At 42.3% G+C, this 19,146-nt stretch carries 23 protein-coding genes, 1 pseudogene and 1 riboswitch; of the genes and pseudogenes, 15 read left to right on the forward strand and 9 right to left on the reverse strand.

Annotated features, from left to right (window positions below; translation table 11 throughout):
* Positions 1–2 precede the first annotated feature (2 nt).
* The 5 genes and pseudogenes from QMA39_RS00580 to QMA39_RS00600 all read left to right on the forward strand — a co-directional run bounded on the left by QMA39_RS00580 (position 3) and on the right by QMA39_RS00600 (position 3,682).
* A complete protein-coding gene (locus QMA39_RS00580) occupies positions 3–350 on the forward strand; it encodes a DUF4260 domain-containing protein (protein WP_281657699.1) in 348 nt (115 codons plus the stop codon).
* A gap of 10 nt (positions 351–360) precedes the next feature.
* Positions 361–879 (forward strand): N-acetyltransferase, encoded by a 519-nt coding sequence (locus QMA39_RS00585; protein WP_281657700.1) that lies wholly within the window; start codon positions 361–363, stop codon positions 877–879.
* Positions 880–1,467: 588 nt separating this feature from the next.
* A complete protein-coding gene (locus QMA39_RS00590) occupies positions 1,468–2,430 on the forward strand; it encodes a WYL domain-containing protein (protein WP_206931920.1) in 963 nt (320 codons plus the stop codon).
* Positions 2,431–2,504: 74 nt separating this feature from the next.
* Positions 2,505–2,985: pseudogene (locus tag QMA39_RS00595) on the forward strand (DJ-1/PfpI family protein).
* Positions 2,986–3,313: 328 nt separating this feature from the next.
* Positions 3,314–3,682: a hypothetical protein gene (locus QMA39_RS00600; protein WP_206931924.1), complete on the forward strand. Its 369-nt coding sequence runs from the start codon at positions 3,314–3,316 to the stop codon at positions 3,680–3,682.
* Between the two features lie 426 nt (positions 3,683–4,108).
* Here the strand turns inward: QMA39_RS00600 and QMA39_RS00605 are convergent, their stop codons facing one another.
* Complete coding sequence (locus QMA39_RS00605) at positions 4,109–4,534, reverse strand: universal stress protein (RefSeq protein WP_206931926.1); 426 nt, start codon at positions 4,532–4,534, stop codon at positions 4,109–4,111.
* A gap of 436 nt (positions 4,535–4,970) precedes the next feature.
* Here QMA39_RS00605 and QMA39_RS00610 point away from each other — a divergent pair, with 436 nt between their 5' ends.
* Positions 4,971–5,222: a hypothetical protein gene (locus QMA39_RS00610; RefSeq protein ID WP_281657701.1), complete on the forward strand. Its 252-nt coding sequence runs from the start codon at positions 4,971–4,973 to the stop codon at positions 5,220–5,222.
* A 154-nt stretch (positions 5,223–5,376) separates the two neighbouring features.
* A complete protein-coding gene (locus QMA39_RS00615; RefSeq protein WP_206931927.1) occupies positions 5,377–5,979 on the forward strand; it encodes a hypothetical protein in 603 nt (200 codons plus the stop codon).
* Between the two features lie 294 nt (positions 5,980–6,273).
* Here the strand turns inward: QMA39_RS00615 and QMA39_RS00620 are convergent, their stop codons facing one another.
* A complete protein-coding gene (locus tag QMA39_RS00620) occupies positions 6,274–7,311 on the reverse strand; it encodes a serine hydrolase domain-containing protein (protein ID WP_206931928.1) in 1,038 nt (345 codons plus the stop codon).
* 290 nt (positions 7,312–7,601) lie between these two features.
* Here QMA39_RS00620 and QMA39_RS00625 point away from each other — a divergent pair, with 290 nt between their 5' ends.
* Genes QMA39_RS00625 through QMA39_RS00635 form a run of 3 tightly spaced genes read left to right on the forward strand, consistent with a single transcriptional unit; the run spans position 7,602 to position 9,372 of the window.
* On the forward strand, positions 7,602–7,922 hold the full coding sequence (locus QMA39_RS00625) for a PadR family transcriptional regulator (RefSeq protein ID WP_206931929.1): 321 nt from the start codon (positions 7,602–7,604) through the stop codon (positions 7,920–7,922).
* A 2-nt stretch (positions 7,923–7,924) separates the two neighbouring features.
* Positions 7,925–8,479 (forward strand): DUF1700 domain-containing protein, encoded by a 555-nt coding sequence (locus tag QMA39_RS00630; protein WP_206931935.1) that lies wholly within the window; start codon positions 7,925–7,927, stop codon positions 8,477–8,479.
* Entirely contained in the window at positions 8,476–9,372 is an 897-nt protein-coding gene (locus QMA39_RS00635) for a DUF4097 family beta strand repeat-containing protein (RefSeq protein WP_206931937.1), read from the forward strand. The genes QMA39_RS00630 and QMA39_RS00635 overlap by 4 nt, the downstream gene beginning before the upstream one ends.
* Positions 9,373–9,922: 550 nt before the next feature.
* On the opposite strand, the gene QMA39_RS00640 is transcribed toward QMA39_RS00635, so the two are convergent.
* The 5 genes from QMA39_RS00640 to QMA39_RS00660 all read right to left on the reverse strand — a co-directional run bounded on the left by QMA39_RS00640 (position 9,923) and on the right by QMA39_RS00660 (position 12,985).
* Complete coding sequence (locus tag QMA39_RS00640; protein WP_206931939.1) at positions 9,923–10,135, reverse strand: hypothetical protein; 213 nt, start codon at positions 10,133–10,135, stop codon at positions 9,923–9,925.
* Between the two features lie 234 nt (positions 10,136–10,369).
* Positions 10,370–11,560 carry a nucleoside transporter C-terminal domain-containing protein gene (locus QMA39_RS00645; RefSeq protein WP_281657702.1) on the reverse strand — a complete coding sequence of 397 codons (1,191 nt, stop codon included), beginning with the start codon at positions 11,558–11,560 and terminating at the stop codon, positions 10,370–10,372.
* A 120-nt stretch (positions 11,561–11,680) separates the two neighbouring features.
* Positions 11,681–11,782: riboswitch (purine riboswitch) on the reverse strand.
* Positions 11,783–11,865: 83 nt separating this feature from the next.
* A complete protein-coding gene (locus QMA39_RS00650) occupies positions 11,866–12,102 on the reverse strand; it encodes a hypothetical protein (RefSeq protein WP_206931943.1) in 237 nt (78 codons plus the stop codon).
* On the reverse strand, positions 12,099–12,599 hold the full coding sequence (locus QMA39_RS00655; protein ID WP_027953698.1) for an RNA polymerase sigma factor: 501 nt from the start codon (positions 12,597–12,599) through the stop codon (positions 12,099–12,101). The genes QMA39_RS00650 and QMA39_RS00655 overlap by 4 nt, the downstream gene beginning before the upstream one ends.
* Before the next feature lie 17 nt (positions 12,600–12,616).
* Positions 12,617–12,985 (reverse strand): group-specific protein, encoded by a 369-nt coding sequence (locus QMA39_RS00660; RefSeq protein WP_206931945.1) that lies wholly within the window; start codon positions 12,983–12,985, stop codon positions 12,617–12,619.
* Between the two features lie 133 nt (positions 12,986–13,118).
* Here QMA39_RS00660 and QMA39_RS00665 point away from each other — a divergent pair, with 133 nt between their 5' ends.
* The 5 genes from QMA39_RS00665 to QMA39_RS00685 all read left to right on the forward strand — a co-directional run bounded on the left by QMA39_RS00665 (position 13,119) and on the right by QMA39_RS00685 (position 16,074).
* Positions 13,119–13,457, forward strand: a complete 339-nt coding sequence (locus QMA39_RS00665; RefSeq protein ID WP_281657703.1) for a VOC family protein — start codon at positions 13,119–13,121, stop codon at positions 13,455–13,457.
* A gap of 252 nt (positions 13,458–13,709) precedes the next feature.
* Positions 13,710–14,417 carry a hypothetical protein gene (locus tag QMA39_RS00670; RefSeq protein WP_281657704.1) on the forward strand — a complete coding sequence of 236 codons (708 nt, stop codon included), beginning with the start codon at positions 13,710–13,712 and terminating at the stop codon, positions 14,415–14,417.
* A 105-nt stretch (positions 14,418–14,522) separates the two neighbouring features.
* Entirely contained in the window at positions 14,523–14,690 is a 168-nt protein-coding gene (locus tag QMA39_RS00675) for a hypothetical protein (protein ID WP_206931947.1), read from the forward strand.
* 106 nt (positions 14,691–14,796) lie between these two features.
* Entirely contained in the window at positions 14,797–15,612 is an 816-nt protein-coding gene (locus QMA39_RS00680) for a lipid II flippase Amj family protein (RefSeq protein ID WP_027953702.1), read from the forward strand.
* 18 nt (positions 15,613–15,630) lie between these two features.
* The gene (locus QMA39_RS00685) at positions 15,631–16,074 is read left to right on the forward strand and encodes a GNAT family N-acetyltransferase (RefSeq protein ID WP_281657705.1); all 444 of its coding nucleotides are present in this window, start codon (positions 15,631–15,633) and stop codon (positions 16,072–16,074) included.
* A 545-nt stretch (positions 16,075–16,619) separates the two neighbouring features.
* Here the strand turns inward: QMA39_RS00685 and codA are convergent.
* Both codA and codB read right to left on the reverse strand, forming a co-directional pair.
* On the reverse strand, positions 16,620–17,873 hold the full coding sequence (gene codA / locus QMA39_RS00690) for a cytosine deaminase (RefSeq protein ID WP_281657706.1): 1,254 nt from the start codon (positions 17,871–17,873) through the stop codon (positions 16,620–16,622).
* Complete coding sequence (gene codB, locus QMA39_RS00695) at positions 17,870–19,114, reverse strand: cytosine permease (RefSeq protein WP_281657707.1); 1,245 nt, start codon at positions 19,112–19,114, stop codon at positions 17,870–17,872. The genes codA and codB overlap by 4 nt, the downstream gene beginning before the upstream one ends.
* Between the last annotated feature and the right edge of the window lie 32 nt (positions 19,115–19,146).

Consider the following 19,146-nt stretch of genomic DNA (forward strand, 5'->3'; position numbering starts at 1 on the left):
CGGTGCCGAAACTATGGATTCATCTGGAAGGATTACTCGTCCTCATTTTGTCGTTTTATTTTTACACAACGACCGGCTATTCGCTCTGGTTGTTTCTTCTTCTCCTTCTTGCACCTGATGTATTCATGCTCGGCTATATCATAAATACGAAGGCGGGAGCCGTCCTATACAATATCGGCCACACCTATGTAGTGCCGGGACTTTTTCTCCTCTCCGGTCTATATTACCAGTGGGGGCTTGTAACCGCTTTGGCGCTGATCTGGACGGCTCATATCGGGATGGATCGGACCATCGGCTACGGTTTAAAGTATGGCACAGATTTCAAACATACCCACCAGCAGAGAATATAGGAGGGAATCGATGATTACAGTTAGAAATGCCGTCAAGAGGGATGCTTCCGGCATCCGTGAGGTCTGTATCAAGGGGAATCAGGACACGTACGCAGCGATTTACAGCGAGGAATACTTGCAAAACGTCATCGATGAATTTTATAACCTGGACCGCATCCAAAAAGAGATTGTTCCTGCAGGGAGAGACTGGAGCGGCTACCTAACTGCTCTTGAACATGACAGGATTGTTGGTGCAATTGGCGGCGGAATGATCGATCAGAAGGCCGGGGAAATCTATGTCCTCTATCTCGATCCGGATTACAGAGGCCGGGGAATCGGTACGAAGCTGCTGGAAGCCTTGACGAAGCAGCAGAAGGATCTTTATGGAGCGGAAGAACAATGGGCTTCGGTTCAAAAAGGCAATGATAAGGGCATTCCATTTTACGAAGCCAGAGGTTTTGTTTTTCAAAAGGAGCAGCCGGGTTATGGGGAGAGTAAGGAAGCATCTTCTTACATCTCTCTCCGTTACAGGCGGGGGCTTCTGCCTTAAATAAAAGGTTCTGTTAAAGTTTGGTGTTGATGTTTGAATAATCGAGTGAGATTTCACAAGGATATTTATCTTGAAGCTGAGTCTTTCGCTAAAGGGCAGCATTCCTGTGAATTAACACGATATATGGTCGAAAAAATGAGGCATCATAAAAAGCCTAAAGTTCATTTTAATTTGCTTCTTTATTTATCGTGTTGTGTGGAAGGTGACAATGAGGGTCGTCTAGAAGGTGATTATCTATATGAGGTTTTGCATGAATTATCCCAAAGTTCAAATAAGAATGTAAAAGGATTTGCAATGTATTATTTGGAAAAATTACAAAGTAGACTAAATGGATAACACTCTTCTTCTAGTAAATGGTGTGTACGCTATTGAATCACACAAAATGTCTTAAAATCAAGTCTTTCTGTATCGGGGGCTAATCTTTGATAATGGTTGGTTCCCATATCTAAATATATAGACGGATATTATTTAATTAGCCAGCCATTTAATTGAATTAGTGGATGGCTCAGTATTATAACACTCGAAATAATTGGCATTGTAAGACGGTCATTAATTATATAGATAGAGGGATATAGAGGGGGGGGTTATATGTCTAAAATTGATAGTATGTTAGCAATTTTATGGATGCTTCGTACAGGTGAAAAAATTACTGCAAAACAAATTTCGGAAAAGTTAGAGATGAATATAAGGACTGTGTATCGTTATATTGATACAATTTCAACAAGCGGCGTACCTATTATTTCAGAACCAGGACATAACGGTGGTTACACTTTATTAAACAATTTTATTGAGGCTCCTCTTTTTTTTGATTTTGAGGAGCAAACTTCGCTATTTCACGCTGCTGTATTTGCAGAAGAAGCCGGATATTATGGTGGTGAGGCACTAAATAGGGCCATTTCAAAACTAAGTAACTACTCAAATAAAGAGCAGGAAACAAAGGTAAACCAACATTTAACGAGTCTTGAAGTGATCAGTCGATCAAGTTCATTTTCTATGGAACCTTTTTTGAAGGAGTTGGAGCAGGCCGTAGCAGACGGGTATTCAATAAAAATCGTTTACCATAAAAGTGGAGAAAAACAGTTAGATGATAGATTGATCGATCCGTATAGAATGATTTATTGGAATAATAAGTGGTATGTAATTGGGTTTTGTCAATTTAGAAATGATATCCGTAGTTTTAGAGTAGATCGGATTGAAAGTCTAATGTTAACCGAAAATAAGTTTAACCGGCCCAAAAATTTTTCAGCACGTGACTTTTTTACAAGAAATCTTCTTCCATCTATAGAAGATAAGGAAGCGGCAACTTCTTTCGTTATTAGTGGGGATAAAAGTGTATTGGATGATATATGTCATCATTGGTTTTTAGGACATTATTTACAAGAACGGACTTCAAATCGAGCCGTCTTTCTTCTAGAAAAAGATGTGCTCCATACATACGTACCCTATTTACTTTTACCGTACAATCAGTCAATTAAAGTTATTGAGCCAATCAGTCTAAAAAAACGACTTGTTGAAGTTCTGTCGGAATTAATAAAATTTCATGAAGTATAATCACTTCCCTGACACTAACTGTCAGGGAAGTTTTATTATACTAGCTATATCAAATGTGATTGGGGTGTTATTGGATGCAAACAAAAAAAGTTTTTTTATATGTATTTGATACAATGTCAGACTGGGAATATGGATATTTAATTGCTGAACTAAACTCAGGAAGGTATTTTAAAAAAGATTTAGCACCTTTAAAAGTAATGACAGTAGGAGCTAATAAAGAAATGATTACAACGATGGGAGGACTGAGCATAAAACCAGATATGTCCCTTGATGAAATTACACTACTTAGATACTAGAAAGCATACAAGTAATAACTTAGAATATACTAAAATGGTATGTCCTAACTATAAAGGAGAAAAGTTCTATGAGTTGGGATCTGCGGTATCTGATGCGAATTTAATTACTGCATCAGGGGTAGCTCCTCTGGAATTTGCCCTGGAGGTACTGAAAAAAATAGATGTATTTACACCAGATACATTACATTCATGGTATAACCTAAGTAAGGCTCATAAACCTGAATACTTCTTCCTGTTAATGGATTCAATAAATAGATGAGCTAAATAAAGCAAATTTGCAGATTTATATTATTCTAAATAATTACCATGCTTTTTGGAAGTGAGGGGACGGTTTTAGCGCTTCAGATTAAGGCATAAGAACTCCCTAGCTTTGATTATCTTGAATTCGAGTCTTATAAAAATGGGGCGTTTATTCATTAAGAATCATCGTTTGTCTTAGCATTCAGATATTATTTATTAAACATTAGTGTATGATAATGAAATTTTATAAATCTGCACTTTTTATTAGATGATCAGTCCAATCTATTTCTCTACTTCATCATAAATTATAGTAATGCACTATATCTATTATGAGAGGAAGAGTTAATATGGCTGAATGTCTTTCAAGTAATATCCCGCGTACGGTTAAAGTTAACAAACAGCAAGCATTCAATGTTTGTGCTTTAACTACAGGCGACCCCGAATTAGAATCCAGAGTTATTGTTACTTTAGGGAACCCGTCACAAAAAGAAGATTTTGATTTAGTTATTTTTATTGGGGGAGCCTTTTTACCAGTAGAGTTTAATGAATATGGAGTTTTTATTTTCGAAGAACCTATGTTAAACAGCTGTGCCTTGTTATTCATCACGTTTAAAGAAAAAGGAGAGTATCTTTTTGAACTAGATTTAGTTCAAGATGAAGGGAATTTACCTCTTGCTAATCTAACTCTGGAAGTTACAGCTGTTAAGGGAGAGTAATATTCTTAGATAAATTCAATGATTTATTTACAAGCTTTTCAATATCGTGCTAAGCAATAGGCATCTTGAATGCGAATTTAAACGGGAGCGATTATTCATAATGAATAATCGCTCTTTTTTAGTTACTGTGTTATAAGTTTTATTTTATTTTGAGACAAACGTTTTTACCAAAGAAGAGGATTTGAATACTCATTCAATCAATCGACAGTACGATCAAAGCTAATGAATACACCAAGTGGGGGGCATAGAGACCTCCGTAAAGATGATGCTGTCACAGGTTACGGTTGGGAATGTTGGAATACCTGGTTTCTCCAACAATCTAGTGACTAGGTATGATTACTCATTTGAATTAAATTCTGTACAGTTGACAGACATTATTGGTATCGAAGTTTTCAAAAGCTGAATTTGACTTCTAAATATTATTACTCATTTAACCATAGTCACTGGACATGACGCTACATGTAGGACATTAAAACTTACACTTCCTAGTATTTTACTCTTTATAGCACCTAAACCTCGTGAACCCATTACGATACTATACACTTTCGATTCTTTTGCTTCTTTCGCAATTTCATAGTCTGGTGAACCAATTCTTATTTTTGTGTGTACAGTTACCTCTTGATTCTCAATGACATTTAGTGCTTCATCCATTACTTCTTTCGCATTTTCTTGCTGGTACCTACGCACTTGTTCTTTGCTTACAAAGCGGTTAATATTAGGAGAATTGTAATTATATTGAACATTTAAAAGAAGAAGCTCAGCATCGATTGCTTTAGCTATCTCAATTGCATGTTTTAAAGCTCTTAACGAAAAATCTGAACCATCAATTGGAACTAAAATTTTTTGTGACATTAACATTCGCTCCTTTAGAGGAATTTATTAACAATATCATTTACCAACCCAGAGAAAGCGCTTTCGGTTATTCTGATAAAATAGCTTAATCCATACGGCTATTCATTGAACCTTTGACTAATTCGATGTGCTAAGGTATTCCTTAAGTTTATTTTATCAGATTTTTTGTCATATAATAACTTTTATATTGGAGGGAGCAGGAAATAAAACTAAGCTAAAAGATGCGATAATATATGGTTTAGTGAGTTGCCGAGTTAGGCTGATCAAATTCATGATTTTGACAGCATTCTCTTCAATATCTTGATTTGAGTCTACTGTAATGGGGACAATTGCTTAACAAAAGAATTGTCCCTTTATTACGTGAAAGCTTTTCTCCTAAAAGCATAGAGCTGCATGCACTATTTTTAAATCATTCACGTAATGAGGAGGGGAAAGTGTGAGAAGGAAGTTAGGAATAATTTCTACTGTTTTATTTTTAGTAAGCCTAGCTGCATACATAACGATGCTGTCAGGTAATGACGCTTTTCTTTTTGCTGGTGTAGTGATTGCTGTATTAGGGTTGGTATTTGCCATGTTCTCTGAAAAAGGAACATACAGAAAGATCGGATTCATTGGCAATGGATTGATTATCTTAGTGACAATAATTATCCCCTTTATAGTTACTACATTTTTTTGGAATACACCCTGAATCTGAATGGGAAAAGGAGATTATTTTGAATTCAAGTCATCACGTAACGAGGGCGTTTGCTTAGTGAAGTAATCGCTTTTATCATTAACTTTAGAGGAATCAAGATTATATTGTATAAGCGAATGAGAGGAAGTGAAGGGAAATAGTTAGATATATGGCTGTTCTTTTAATAGGTATCGTAATTATTGTGGCAGGGTGTGACGATAGCATAGATGTGTCAGAAAGTAAAAAAGCAAATAGTACTCAAGAACAGCCTGCCTCTACGGAAAGGCAAGAAAGAGAATCTGATGGATATAAAATGGATACGGAGAATTGGGAAATGGGATCGTTTGATACAGTTAAAAAAAAGGTGGATATAGGTGAATATCAAACAGGTCCCATATCAATTGATGTTAAAAGGGTGAGTTTGAGGAAATGGAACTTTAATACTGAAGCCTATGAATCTTTGCCAGAGGGCGAACAACAGGTTCTTGAGTTATTTATAAAAATTGCTACAACAGATAATGAAATTAATTTTACTGATAAGAATTTTCACGTAACTACAGATACTGGCGAAACTTTTAGAGAAGCTGGAAAGCATTTAAGTAGTTATCTTAATGGAAGATATATGTTTGAAGCAAAAACCTCACGCACCCTTGTTTACTACTTAGAAGGGAATCTTGAGGAAGTAAATAAGGTGAATTTTATAATTGATGCTCCTACTAATGAAAACGGAGAGTCGTTGGGTGAAAATAAGGAATTTATAGTAGAATTTTAGTTTCGTTTCGGTTTATCTAGAGTTATCTTCCTGTAGGGTAGCATGATCGTATGCAATCCTTATAACTCAAAATCCTAAACACCGTGACTTGACTAGGATTTTCCAGCAGAAATAAGGTTAACCTTATTGTTTTATTCCAAATTGATATAATAAGATAATTTCTTCTTTTATTGCATTAAGAGCTTGGTTAACGAGATTTGACCGGCTTGTTAATCTGGAGCAAGTGCGGTAGTATTTGTTCTGCTTTTATACGTGAAATCGAAGCTTATTTACTATAAACGAAGCACAGAGTGATCAACTCTGTGCTTCGTTTTTTAAAAATAAAGTTTTATAGATGTTTTTTGCAATTAATCCAACACTGCCTGGCATTTGATTGATTAAGATGGTTAGGCAAGCATGTTCGTTTGGAAAATATAGGGCGAGTGATTCGTACCCTTGTATTCCACCACGATGACCGACTGCATTTGTTTCATCATAAAATTGAAATTGAGCTAGCCCTAATCCATATTTTTCTGTCCCCTCGCCAGTATATGAAAAACTCATCATTTCTTTTAGAGATTCGTCTTCTAGTAATTCCCCGCTCATGAGCGAAAAAAGCCATTTATTAATCTCATCAGGGGTCGACACCATTGCTCCAGCTGTCCAGGGGATAGAAGGGTTGTAAAACGAAAGTTCTTTTCTCTCCCTTGTTTCTTCCGTTAAATCATCCGTTAAACTGGAATGTCCATGAGTAGACAATCGCATGGCCTGCTTTGGAAGACTAGTGTTCTTAAGTTCTAAAGGGTGAGTAAATAACGCATCCAAGACGTCGGATGCCGATTGACGGGTTATCTCTTCAATGATCATACCGAGGATAATGAAGTTCGTGTTGGAATAGTTAAATGGAGCGCCGGGCTCTTGATTTGGAGATCTTTCTGCTGCTGTTTTAATTAAAAGGGCCGGAGGCAAATAGTAGTCTTGTATCCCATATGAAACCAGTGCTTTCCCTTCATGCTTCATTGATATGTAATCTTTTAATCCGCTTCTATGTTTAAGAAGGTGACGGATCGTTAAGTTCGGGTGTAGATTTGGGTGATGGACAAAGTCTAATACTTTTTGATCAAGGTCTAATCTTCCTTCGTCTTTTAATTTCAATATAGAAGCCGCTACAAACATTTTCGTAAGGCTGCCGACTTGAAACCGATCATTTAAAGAAAATGGTCTTTTGGTGCGGGCAGATGAGTATCCGCTCTGTAAAAGTATGTGTTCTGTATCTGAACGCATACTCATACTAATTCCGGTAACGTTTTTCAAGTGCACGGCTTCGTCAAGAATGTCCTGGACATCCTGCATCGTTTCACTTCCCCATAGTTTATCATTCCATTATAAGGAAATTTATTTAAAAATCAACTCGCTTAGAAACTGAATGAAGACCATGCTCTAGATGGTCCAAGACAGGCAGCTCCCGCTAGCTCTTTGGGATGTGATACTAGTAACTCCACTTTTTAATTGTTATTTTTAGTTAAATTATAAGTTTTCTGAATAGTATACCATTCAGTACCTTGCAATGTTCAGTACTGAATGGTATATTATGGAAGTAGAATGGAGGAATATCCTTCCATTTTTTGTAGGAGGAAATGATTATGAATGCGCAATTTAAAAAAGGGGCCCTCGAGTTATGTGTGTTGGTTCTGATCTCAGAGAAAGATCGATATGGATATGAACTCGCTCAAGACACCGTTGGTTATATCAATATTGCTGAAGGAACGTTGTACCCGTTGTTGAGAAGATTGAACAAGGAAGGTTTTTTGGAGACTTACTTAGCACCTTCCTCAGAAGGTGCTGCAAGGAAATACTATTATATAACGAGTCATGGAAAAGAAAGGATGGATCGGCTGGTGGAGGAGTGGGAAGATTTCACCAGTTCCGTGGACCATCTTTTAAAGAGTATGGGGAGGGAGTAGTGATGAGAAAAGAACTTTTTTTTCAAAGACTCAAGAAGGGACTATCGAAGCTGTCAGAAAAGGAAAAAGAGGAGATCATACTCGATTATAAAGAGTATATTGATTCGGCCATTGGGGAAGGAAGAGGCGAAGAAGAAGTTATTACCCAGCTTGGGAACCCTGAAAAAATTGCAAAAGAAATTGAAGCGGAAATGATTTGGGACAGTGCCGAGAGAGATCGGTCTGTTACGCAATTTCTCCGAGCTTTGGCTGCGTCCTTAAGTATCAGCCTATTCAACATTATTTTGGTGTTAGGTCCGGCGGTTGCGGTATTGACTCTGTATATAGGATTTTTCATGGGATCAATCGTCCTATCATTATCACCGTTGGCGTTTGGTCTTTCCCTTCTTATGGAGAATTCAGTATTTATACCTGCTGAATTTTTTCTCTCCATCGTTTTAGGAAGTCTGGGCATAATGCTGACTATGGGATCATGGTTTGCCGGGAAAAAATTATATCTCTTCAGCCTCGTTTACTTAAAATTTAATAAAAAAATGATCATGGGGGAATCACAATGAAAAAATTTATAATTGGCGTCTTTAGTGTGTTTATCATAGGTCTCCTTGGACTGGCTGTTTCAGTTTTAACAATGGATCGCTTTAAACAGGAGGTACGTGCCAACGAAGAATACCCTGTAAAAAATGTTCAGTCCATAGATGTCCAAATGACCTCGATGGATGTGGAAGTGTCCCGTAGTAACGACGACAAAATTAATGTCTCCTCCAAAGGAGAAACTAGAAAGGAAGACGAGTCTTTTTACCAAGTGAATTTGGAACATGGAGGACTGGAAATCCATCAGACAGAACAAAAAGATTTTCAACTATTTTCTTTTTTTAGAGCTAAGGATGCAAAGCTCAAAATGGAAGTTCCTGATAAAATGTTCAATCGCCTCACTATGGAGACTACGTCCGGAGACGTGATGATTTCCAACGTTCAGGTGCAAGAAGCCAATATAAATTCTACATCTGGATCGATTGAAATAAAAAAGAGCATCTTCGAGGAAGACTTCACTTTGAAAACAACCAGCGGTGATGTAAAAGTCCTTTCAAATACTATTCATAATGGAAAATATCATACAACAAGTGGTTCCATTTCAGATGAACGTACGGAAGGGGAAAGGATAAACTATCAAACTATATCAGGAGATCTGCAAGTGAATCGCAGCCTCCCTGTCAAAGGTACAAAAGTCCAGACAGATAGTGGGGACGTTTCCTTTCTTTATCACACATCCTCCGAATCTTTAGCGTTAGACTTTGAGAGTAACTCAGGAGACCCTGTTATAGAATGGGTGGATATGGTTTTTAAGGATAAGTCAGATCATAAAATTATTGGAATGACCAGTGAAGAGAATTCTGCTAACCAATTAATGGTGCGTACACAATCTGGAGATTTTAGTTTACAAAAAGAGTAAATGGAATTGGACTTAAACTACAACCTCAGACTAGCATAGTGCTTTTTATGAAAATGGCTGAAGTCATAAAAGTATATGGCTTCTTCGTTCTTGATTATATAAACTTGAAAACATAATTCCATATACCTTGAATTCAAGTCTTTTGCTAACGGGAGCGATTATTCAATAAGAATAATCGCCTTTTCTTTAACTAAATATAGGGGCGGTGATGTGAAATTGAAAAATCACACGGTTAATATTGTTATTTTTTCCATGAAACTGTAGATTTGATATGATATATTTGTTTATTATTGATTAATTAGACAAATCTCTTATAGAAAAATGGGATAAAATCATAACAGCTTGGAGAGGGGGGATGTTATTGAATAGGAAAAGCACAACGGGAAAATGGCCGGCCTATCCAGGGATAGGGATTTTTGCAGCGGGCTTTTAATTTAGTGAGATTAAGGATAGCAAAAGGTAGGATATTTCAAAAAAGAGTCTATGAGTCTTCAAGAATTATATCGATTGCTCCATAAAGAAATGGGCATCAGATATAAGTTTCTGTGAATCAGCTTTTCTCACTAAGGTGATTAATTTCTCTTTCAATAAGACACACAGAAATTTCAAAGGCTTCTATCCGCCTTTTAGCTAAAGTGATTTGAGATTTATATCTATCAGGATTTTCTTTAGCTTCAAAAGTTTTTACAGTCTCTCTAAGTTTGTTTAGTGTTGAGTCAATTTGACGTTTTGCTTCAATTAAATCAGATTTTTTAAGATCCATTTAAGTGCCTCCTTTTTTATTGATTCATGATTACAATTTATTTTACTTCCGACAAACAAGATGTTTTAGCATATAGGATTTAAAGAGGACTGTCAAAAACGTTTGTCTAGTCTTTATGGTCTCTTGACGGGTTTCCATAGAATTGGAAGATTCTATATTATTAAAACATATTAACTAAGTTTTATCAGAGCCAAACAAAGAAAGCACGCCCGTGAACTCCGGGCGTGCTTTCTTTTATAAGAACATGGACACAAATACAGCGGTGATGAAGCTGGCAAGCGTTCCGCCTATGATGGCTTTCAAGCCTAGGCGGGCAACCTGGGACTGCTTCTCCGGAGCCAGCGATCCAAGACCAACAATCAGCTGGCCGATCGAGGATAAGTTGGCAAAGTTACAGAGAGCCACAGACATGACGGCCATGGTCATCGGAGAAAGATCCCCGGACATCTGCTTCAGGTTGGAATAGGCGAGAAACTCATTCGCCGCAAGCTTCGTCCCAATCAGGGAAGCAGCCTGGAAGGCATCTGAAAGAGGAATACCGATAACGACAGCGAATGGATAAAAGAGATAGCCGAAAATGGTGGATAAATCTGTTCCGATCAATCCTAATCCACCATTGACCAACGCAATGACGCTGATAAAAGCGATCATCAATCCACCGATGCTCGCTGCAAGCTTTACTCCATTGACGGCGCCGTCTGAAATCGCTTCAAAGACGTTCGCCTGGCCGGACTTTTCGAGCGACACGGTTTCGTTCAGCTCAGAGGTTTCTGTTTCCGGCTCCAACAGCTTGGCCATAACAAGGGAAACGAAGGGCACGCTGAAGATGGCAATCAATAGATACGTCAAATCAATGCCCATTTCTACATAGCCGACGAGGATCGCCCCGCTGGCAGAGGCTGTTCCCCCGACCATGATCGCAAAGGTTTCCGATTTGGTCATACGGCTCAAGTATGGCTTCACCAGGAGAGGCGCTTCGGCAACTCCTAAAAAAGTATTCCCAACCGCGCTGAATGATTCGACCTTTGAGGTTTTCAACAGCTTTCCAACGATCGTGCCGAGGAACTTCACTATAACCGGCAGGATACGGAGGTAGTATAAACCGGAAATAAGGGCGGAAATAAAGATAAGGGCACCTAAGACATGGATGGCAAATACAAAGGTGACGCCTGTTTCTGCAAGCAGTGGTCCAAAGACAAAATCGATGCCGGCCGAGCTGTAATCAATGATGTGCTGGATGAATAGAGCAGCCTTTTTCAAAGCGGCTTGACCGATAGAAATGTTCAGCATCGTATAAACGAACAGCCCTTCAATCAATAAGCCGGTCAGGATGGTCCGCCACTTAATGTTTTTTCTGCTGCTGCTCAACAGCCACCCCAGTCCAATAAGGGCAGCGAGTGAGAGCAGTCCGGTGATGATCTGCATGATGTAGTCCTCCCTGAAAATGACGGATCCCTTAAGGTGATTAGACGTCAGACGACAAAAAGGCCTCTTTCCTTTATACAGAAGGAAAGAGGCCTGGGGATCCAGCTGTGCATAGAAGATCCCCGTCTGTTCTTTCCTTATAGTCCGGCTCTTTACGGCAGCCGGGTAGAAACTTGCGGACCATATTTCCGCATGTATATAAGGAATCCGTTTGAAATGATATGTCTCGCATTCTAGCAGAATCAGAGAATGCGAACAATGGATATCCGGGAAGTTGTAAAATTGGGAACTTTCAATCCCGCATCCTAGAAAAGGAGCGCAGCTACAGGTACAGCCGCGGCTGCGAGGACAGGGATGACTGATGTCATAGAAAAGCTCGGACGGGCCGGGGCAAGAAAACCAACCGGGTTATCCGCTGGTGAGGCGAGGTAATGGACGAGCCGGCTCCATCGGCTCTTTTGTCGTGGGATATCCGGTACATCGACATCGTATTCGGCCAGCTTTTGGGCAAGTTCTGTGTGATCATGTGTCTTATTTTTCACAGGTCTTCCACCTCCAGATGCGTTTTTAAAGTTTGAATGGCTTGGTGAAGTCTCGATTTTACAGTCCCTAAGGGGATGTGAAGGATGGCTGCGATCTCTTTTTGAGGAAGATCATGGTAGTAGTAAAGGAGAATCACAGCCCTCTGCAGATCTGGAAGTTCGCTGACTGCCTGCTGGACCGTAAGCTTTTCAGCAGGGTGCAGTGAACTTTCTTGTGAGGGAACTAAAAAGGGCAGCAGGCTCCGCCACTTTTTTCTCCGGTTCAATTTATTAATCATTAAACGGTACGCGATCTGAAATAAATAGGATTTCAAGGCACCTTTAGACGGATCATATTGGTGCTTGTTTGTCTGCAGGCGGAGAAACGTATCCTGGACGATATCGACACTGAATGGTTCATCTCTCGTATAACGGTAAATAAACGAATACAATGGCCCGTGAAAGGCGGTATAAATCTGTTCAAAAGCCTCTTCATTCCCCAACTGCCATGCCTCCATAACGGCTTCCGGCTGGTTCACGAAGCTTCACCCATCCGGGCACGGACAGACTTCAACGTCCGGCTGAGGCGGCTGAATAAATAAAGGAAAACGACAATCGTCCACGCCTGTGCCTGATTCGTAAAAAACTGCACATAAGGATTTTCAACGGTCGCGCCTGAACTGATCATCACGTTAAGAACCTGTACGCAGATGATCGTATAAACCGCCAAAACGACAGTTAAGGTATCAAAAACATTCCAGCGTAAAAAGAGCTCTGTTTTCTTGTAATCAATCTTTCCGTTGCTGCGGACGATATACTTCTTTTCCATCGGAATCGTGACAGACAGTATGACCACCAACCAGACAAACATGATACCCATCGAAATGATAAAACCGATGCCCATTCCAAGTCCTCCTTTGATCTCTTCTAACAACTATACCAATGAGGAAGAGGAAAAGTTCGCGTGAAAAGGAAAAAATTGTTTTATTTTTCGCCTTCTGAAATAATGGAAGGAAAATAGGGAGGGAGAGTGAGATATGTTGGAACGAATGGATACATTCTGTCTTCATGTTCGTCATCTTTCAGAAGCAAGGCGGTGGTATGAAAGAATCTTAAATGCTCAAACGGCTTATCAGGAGGAAGATTACTGTGTACTGACTATTGGCGGCGGCGCGCCGTTGACGTTGGAAGAGGGCGAAGTAAAGCCGGGGTCCAGCTACCCGATTTTTTACACAAAGGATTATGAAGGTATGTATATGTACCTGCAGGAAAAAGAAGTGAAAGTTGGAGCGAAAAAAGAGGATGAAGCCAGACAGTACTTTGATTTTTATGATCTGGACGGCAATAAGCTGCAGGTGTGTTCCTATGAGTCATGAAGGGGGTATTATTGGAATGACAGACGCCTATATCCTATGGTTACCTGGTTACATCCAGCGGTGATGATGAATTGAGCACCTACCTGAAGAAAGAAGTACATCAGCCGGTGCGGTAAAAATCCTTCGATTTAATACTTCCGTAAACCACAAAGGGCCTTCATCCATGTATAATAGAGGAAGAGAGAAAACGGGAACAGTGCCTTTGTTTCCGGTCGTTCTTGGACAATACTGGAGAAGAAAAGGAGGCCCTGCATGCGACACGATATACAACCGAATGAGCGCGCTTTTTCAACGAAAGAAGTGGCTGAAGAAGTAGGGATCGCAACTACTACCGTTCGTCGTTATGGGCAGATTCTTGAACGGAATGGATACGAGTTCTTTAAAGATGGCGACAGGCGGATCTTCGTCGCCTCGGATATAGAAGCCTTAAAGGAAATCCGCGATACGGACCTCCCACAGGATGAACAGGCAAGAATCGTCGTGGAGGAGCAGAAGGAGAAATTGAAGGGGTACACAGAAACGGCGCTGACTGTATCGGATACATATTCCTCTGCTCTTGGAAATCCCGGTCAGACCGAGGAACTCCTCAAACTGCTTGCCGGAGAGCTCGCCGCCTCAAGAGAAATGAATGTCCAGTTGAAGCAGGACATGGCCGAGCTGAAAAACACGGTCTCCCGTCTGCAGCAGGATCACCACGTCATCAGCTCAGGTGTCGGTAACTTTTCACAGAAAACCCATACGAAGCTTGACCGGATGATGGAAGATCAGAAGCAGCAGTATGAAGAGATGCTGGAGAGAGAAAAAGAAAAAAGTGAACTGCTTAAAGAGGAACTTCAGACGATGCGTGCCGAACAAAAGCAGGAATGGCAGGCACAGAATGATTTCAACCGCCGTCTGGAAGTCACCGTAAAAAACACTAAAGGTCCCTGGGAAAAGCTGTTTTCCCTGTTTCGAAAATAAATCGAGCGGGAACGCTCTTTAACGTAAAGAAGGCGCAGCTGTTTTGTGAAGGTAGAAAGGACGGGCTGGACGTAACGGGTTTTGGACAAAAAAAGGGGGATCTCATTGATTGAAAATCTTCTTTGGGGCGGTACGCTGCTCCTCGTCGTAATGTTGATGGTGTTTGTGGACATTAAAAGGGAAGGGCACCACAGAAGCCATCCCAGCCGCCTGCAGATTCCCGAAGACCAGCCGGAACAGAGTACGATTAGCAAAGGAAGTACCCGGAACTGACAAAAAAACCTGTTGAAAAAAGATGCATCTCCCGCTGAGATGTTTCTTTTTTTATGGTCAAGCCTGGTCGAAAGGTTCGCAGGTCAACACGAAGGATGGTTGTCGAATGGAAGTATTCACGGAGAAAGTGCTTTACATAGCTTTGTTCATTTTAGTCATCCATACCATTGAAACGCTGGCGTATGCGGTGCGGATGTCAGGTGCAAGAGTGGGCCGGATCGCCTCAGCTCTTGCCTTGTTTAATTTGATGGTCATCGTTTCACGGATGGCCAATATGATGCAGCAGCCATTTACCGGAAGTTTGATTGATGCAGCTCCGGTCGAGAACACACTGGCTTTTGTTGAAGATCAATATCGAATCATCATCGGAGCGTCAACGGTGGGGACACTGGCCGGGATTGTCCTCCTGCCCACGTTTATTGCTCTTTTTTCCAGAGCCATCGTCCATTTATCCAACAATGGAGGATCTGTTCCGGTGCTGTTAAAGACGTTTACAACGAAGGATTATTTCAAGAGGGGCCTTCATCTATTCGCGCTTCCAAAACGGAGTTACTTAAAGGGCTTTTCGTTATCTAACATTCCGAAGCGCTTGTTTTTTGTCAATATGTTGGTAACGTCCATTTATACGATTGGAGTCCTCTCGGCACTCTATGCAGCGCTTCTGGCTCCGGACAGAGCATCAACAGCGATCATGGCATCCGGACTCATCAACGGCGTGGCGACCATTCTGCTTGTCGTATTCGTAGATCCGAAAATTTCAGTGATGGCGGATGATGTCATCCAAAAGCGCGGAAGCTACAGCCAGCTGAAGAACGTATCCCTGCTTATGATTACGTCACGGCTGCTTGGAACACTTCTTGCTCAGCTGCTGTTCATACCAGGAGCTCATTACATCGCCTGGTTTACGAAGTTTATCGTTTAATGAAAAGGAGAGATGTGGATGATGTTTACGTTTGTTCCTTTGACCATGGACCTGGTGGATGAGATTGGTGCTTGGGATTACGAAGGGTTCGTTGAACAGGTAATCATGACCCCTTATTATGAATCGTACAACGGCGACGGAATACTGAAGGGCCCTGGCGGCTGTGATGGTTATGCCGCTCTTTTCGATGGAAAAACGGTGGGGTTGTTCGAATTTACTCAAAAGAAGGATTTCCTGGAAATCGGACTCGCCCTGAAGCCTGAGTGGATCGGGCGGGGATTCGGAGAGACCTTCGTCCGTGAAGGGATCGCTTTTGGTGTTCAACAGTATGAGGGGATTTGTTCAATTATCCTCACTGTTTCCGTGGAAAATGAATCCGCAGTGACGGTCTATAAGAAAGCAGGTTTTTCCATCGTACGTGAACGGGCCGGTGAAGTGGAGATGGAAAAGTTTATAAAATAAAACCCGCTTGTCGTGTGGGTGATCACGTTCCGCTAATCGGTGGATGCTTGCTGCGGGCACGGCTTTAGTTCGTGCTGCTCCCGCAGGCGTCACCACCGAACGCTCCTCGTGACAGTCACATAGTGAGTTGATAAAAAGGCCGGACTTCTGTTGAACAGAAGTCCGGCCTTTTTATATTGCCCCATAAGGAATGACATTTGCTCCCATAAGAACCTTGTACCACAGGATAACATGCCGGATGTCTCACGATAGGGAATTCAAAATCATTTCGTATAAAGGTATGGTGTACGCATGCCTGCAAGAACAGGAAATGTGCAACCTTCACACAGCCGGAGATGGGCGAAGGAGAGCCTTTTTTGATTCCGGGAGGTGCGAAGACTGTTCCACTCCTGCGGAAAAACGAGCGGCCGAGGCCCCACAGGGTGGTTTTCCCGAGGAGGCTCGGACGTTCGTCCGCGGAAAGGGAATGGTCTGCGCGTCTGGAGGCATTAGAAAAACATGAGGCATTTCTATAAGCTGACGCAGTGCATTATGAACCGGGTTTTTTACTGCATCTGTTGTTCGTGCAGGTGGAGCTTGGTTTCTTTCGGTTTCGTTTCGGCGATGATTTTTCCTCTGCGGATCGACCAGCGGACAGCGGCCTGTTGTCGGACGGCTTCATATTCATCAGCCGCATCCAAAACGATCAGGTTGGCAGGTCTTCCTGGGTGGATGCCGTAGTTCTCATCCAGATTGAGAATGTCGGCACTGTTCTGAGTGATGAAATCCATCCCCCGGACAATCTGGTCATAGCCCGTCAGGTGGGAAAGGTGCAGTCCCATATGAAGCACTTGAAGCATATTTCCTGTTCCGAGTGGATACCACGGATCGAAAATATCATCATGTCCGAATCCGACATTGATTCCAGCTTCCTGAAGCTCCTTGACTCTTGTCAGTCCCCGTCGTTTCGGATAGCTGTCAAACCTTCCCTGCAGGTGGATGTTGACGAGCGGATTGGCGATGATATGAATGCCGGAGAGCTTGAGCACACGGAACAACTTCGATGTATAGGCGTCGTTGTAGGAGCCCATCGCTGTCGTATGACTGGCCGTGACTTTATGACCGATGCCGCGCTCAAGGGCTTCAGTCGCCACCACTTCGACAAACCGTGACTGTTCATCGTCGATTTCATCACAGTGGACATCGACGAACCTGTCATATTTTTCTGCGAGATCAAAAGCGATTTTTAACGACTGAACGCCATACTCTCTTGTGAATTCGAAGTGGGGGATGGCTCCGACGCCGTCCGCACCTAACTGCAGCGCTTCTCCAAGGAGTCCGGCTCCGTTTTTATACGAAAGGATGCCTTCCTGTGGAAATGCGACAAGCTGAAGGTCCACAAAAGGCTTCATTTCCTGCTTTACTTCAAGCAGCGCCTTCAAGGCGGTCAGGTCAGGGTCTGTCACATCGACATGTGTTCGTACGTGCTGGATGCCATTGGCGATCTGCATGGAGAGCGCCTGTTCCGCCCTTGATTTGACATCCACATGAGTCAGCTTTTCTTTTCTCTCCGACCAGCGCTGGATGCCCTCAAAAAGGGTGCCGCTGTGGTTCCAGTCCGGATCTCCGGCTGTCATTGTTGTATCCAGGTGGATATGCGGCTCTACAAATGGGGGGAGGACAAGGTTCCCACCTGCATCCAAGGTCTCGCCATCATAGTCATTCCCAGCGTCCTGAGTAACGGATGTAATTCGTTCGTCATCTATTTTTATTGTCCAGCTTCCATCTTTACCCCTTAATCGTGCATTGGTGATGATCATATAACCTCTCCTTTATTCTCTTTCATATCATGTGCGGCGGCTTTCTGTGTCAGTTTTGTTAGGAGGATGTAGACAAGTGCTGCCCCGGCAAGAGCGTTGACAGGTGCCATTCCCGGAACGAACTGGGAGGCAGCCACACCGGCTGCCCAGGCGGCAAGTCCCTGCCAGCGAAAGTTTTTCAGTGGTGTATCCTGATACGCATGCTTCCGGTAGTTCAGGAAGTAATCAGCAAGCAGCACGGCACCAATCGGCGGCAGGGCTGTTCCCAGGACTGTCAGCCAGCTGACGAAGTTGTTATACAGCCACATCGCAAGCAGTGTCCCGACTACTCCGTTGAAAATAACCACTTTGTTTTTCGTGATTTTCGTAATGCTTGAAAAACCGAGTCCGGATGCGTAGAGGGCGTTGTCGTTGGTTGTCCAGATGTTCAAACCGAGAACGAGGATGGCCGGAATGATCAGCCCCTGCGTGAACATCACTTCAGAAATGTCCGCCTTGCCTGTAGCCATCGCTCCGACTGCCCCGAACAGGAACATGAGCGAGTTTCCGATGAAAAAGGCAGCCACAGTACTGATGACGGCCGATTTCTTTGTTTTCGAAAACCGGGTGAAATCTGGTGTCAGCGTCCCGGCGCTGATAAAGGATCCGATGCAGATGGTTAAGGCAGCCGTCAGACCTATCGATTGTTCCGGTGTGTACTGCCAAAGACTGTCCATCCCTCCCATATCCTTCGTTGCCTGGAACACAGAAAAGCTTCCCAGCACAGTAATCATCGGCACAGCGATAAAGCTGAGCAGCATAAGGGCTTTCATTCCGAAAAAGGCGGTTGCTGTCATAAGAAGGCCGGCACCGGCAATCAACCAGACCATATCAAGGCCTGTTGCCTGATGTACCGGGAGGGCGAACATGACAACACCGACACCGAACCACCCGACCTGTGTTCCTCCAAGGAGAAACGAAGCCAGGTATGAACCTTTTTCTCCAAACGCCCAACGGCTCAACAGGTGTGTGGAAAGCCCGGTTTTGGCGGAAATATAAGCGAGCCCGCCTGTATAGGCTCCTAATATCAGATTTCCAAGCAGAACAATCATTAAAAACTGTGGAAAGGTCAACCCCATTCCGAGCGTCCCTCCGGACCACATGCTCGCCGAAAAGAACGTCAATCCCATCATGACCATCAGCATTTTCCAAAACCCCTGCCGTTCCGACTGCGGGACGGCGGTTAATGCATAATCCTTCATATATCATTCCTCCAGTATCTTTGTGTAAGACA

This window comes from Halobacillus sp. Cin3, from assembly GCF_947311855.1.
Classification (GTDB): Bacteria; Bacillota; Bacilli; order Bacillales; family Halobacillaceae; genus Halobacillus; species Halobacillus kuroshimensis.

Excerpts from the sequence above, each read along its gene's own strand:
- QMA39_RS00585 (WP_281657700.1), top strand. The coding sequence starts at position 361 with ATGATTACAGTTAGAAATGCCGTCAAGAGGGATGCTTCCGGCATCCGT.
- QMA39_RS00590 (WP_206931920.1), top strand. The coding sequence starts at position 1,468 with ATGTCTAAAATTGATAGTATGTTAGCAATTTTATGGATGCTTCGTACA.
- QMA39_RS00600 (WP_206931924.1), top strand. The coding sequence starts at position 3,314 with ATGGCTGAATGTCTTTCAAGTAATATCCCGCGTACGGTTAAAGTTAAC.
- QMA39_RS00605 (WP_206931926.1), bottom strand. The coding sequence starts at position 4,534 with ATGTCACAAAAAATTTTAGTTCCAATTGATGGTTCAGATTTTTCGTTA.
- QMA39_RS00615 (WP_206931927.1), top strand. The coding sequence starts at position 5,377 with ATGGCTGTTCTTTTAATAGGTATCGTAATTATTGTGGCAGGGTGTGAC.
- QMA39_RS00620 (WP_206931928.1), bottom strand. The coding sequence starts at position 7,311 with ATGCAGGATGTCCAGGACATTCTTGACGAAGCCGTGCACTTGAAAAAC.
- QMA39_RS00625 (WP_206931929.1), top strand. The coding sequence starts at position 7,602 with ATGAATGCGCAATTTAAAAAAGGGGCCCTCGAGTTATGTGTGTTGGTT.
- QMA39_RS00630 (WP_206931935.1), top strand. The coding sequence starts at position 7,925 with ATGAGAAAAGAACTTTTTTTTCAAAGACTCAAGAAGGGACTATCGAAG.
- QMA39_RS00635 (WP_206931937.1), top strand. The coding sequence starts at position 8,476 with ATGAAAAAATTTATAATTGGCGTCTTTAGTGTGTTTATCATAGGTCTC.
- QMA39_RS00640 (WP_206931939.1), bottom strand. The coding sequence starts at position 10,135 with ATGGATCTTAAAAAATCTGATTTAATTGAAGCAAAACGTCAAATTGAC.
- QMA39_RS00645 (WP_281657702.1), bottom strand. The coding sequence starts at position 11,560 with ATGCAGATCATCACCGGACTGCTCTCACTCGCTGCCCTTATTGGACTG.
- QMA39_RS00655 (WP_027953698.1), bottom strand. The coding sequence starts at position 12,599 with ATGGAGGCATGGCAGTTGGGGAATGAAGAGGCTTTTGAACAGATTTAT.
- QMA39_RS00660 (WP_206931945.1), bottom strand. The coding sequence starts at position 12,985 with ATGGGCATCGGTTTTATCATTTCGATGGGTATCATGTTTGTCTGGTTG.
- QMA39_RS00665 (WP_281657703.1), top strand. The coding sequence starts at position 13,119 with ATGTTGGAACGAATGGATACATTCTGTCTTCATGTTCGTCATCTTTCA.
- QMA39_RS00670 (WP_281657704.1), top strand. The coding sequence starts at position 13,710 with ATGCGACACGATATACAACCGAATGAGCGCGCTTTTTCAACGAAAGAA.
- QMA39_RS00680 (WP_027953702.1), top strand. The coding sequence starts at position 14,797 with ATGGAAGTATTCACGGAGAAAGTGCTTTACATAGCTTTGTTCATTTTA.
- QMA39_RS00685 (WP_281657705.1), top strand. The coding sequence starts at position 15,631 with ATGATGTTTACGTTTGTTCCTTTGACCATGGACCTGGTGGATGAGATT.
- codA (WP_281657706.1), bottom strand. The coding sequence starts at position 17,873 with ATGATCATCACCAATGCACGATTAAGGGGTAAAGATGGAAGCTGGACA.
- codB (WP_281657707.1), bottom strand. The coding sequence starts at position 19,114 with ATGAAGGATTATGCATTAACCGCCGTCCCGCAGTCGGAACGGCAGGGG.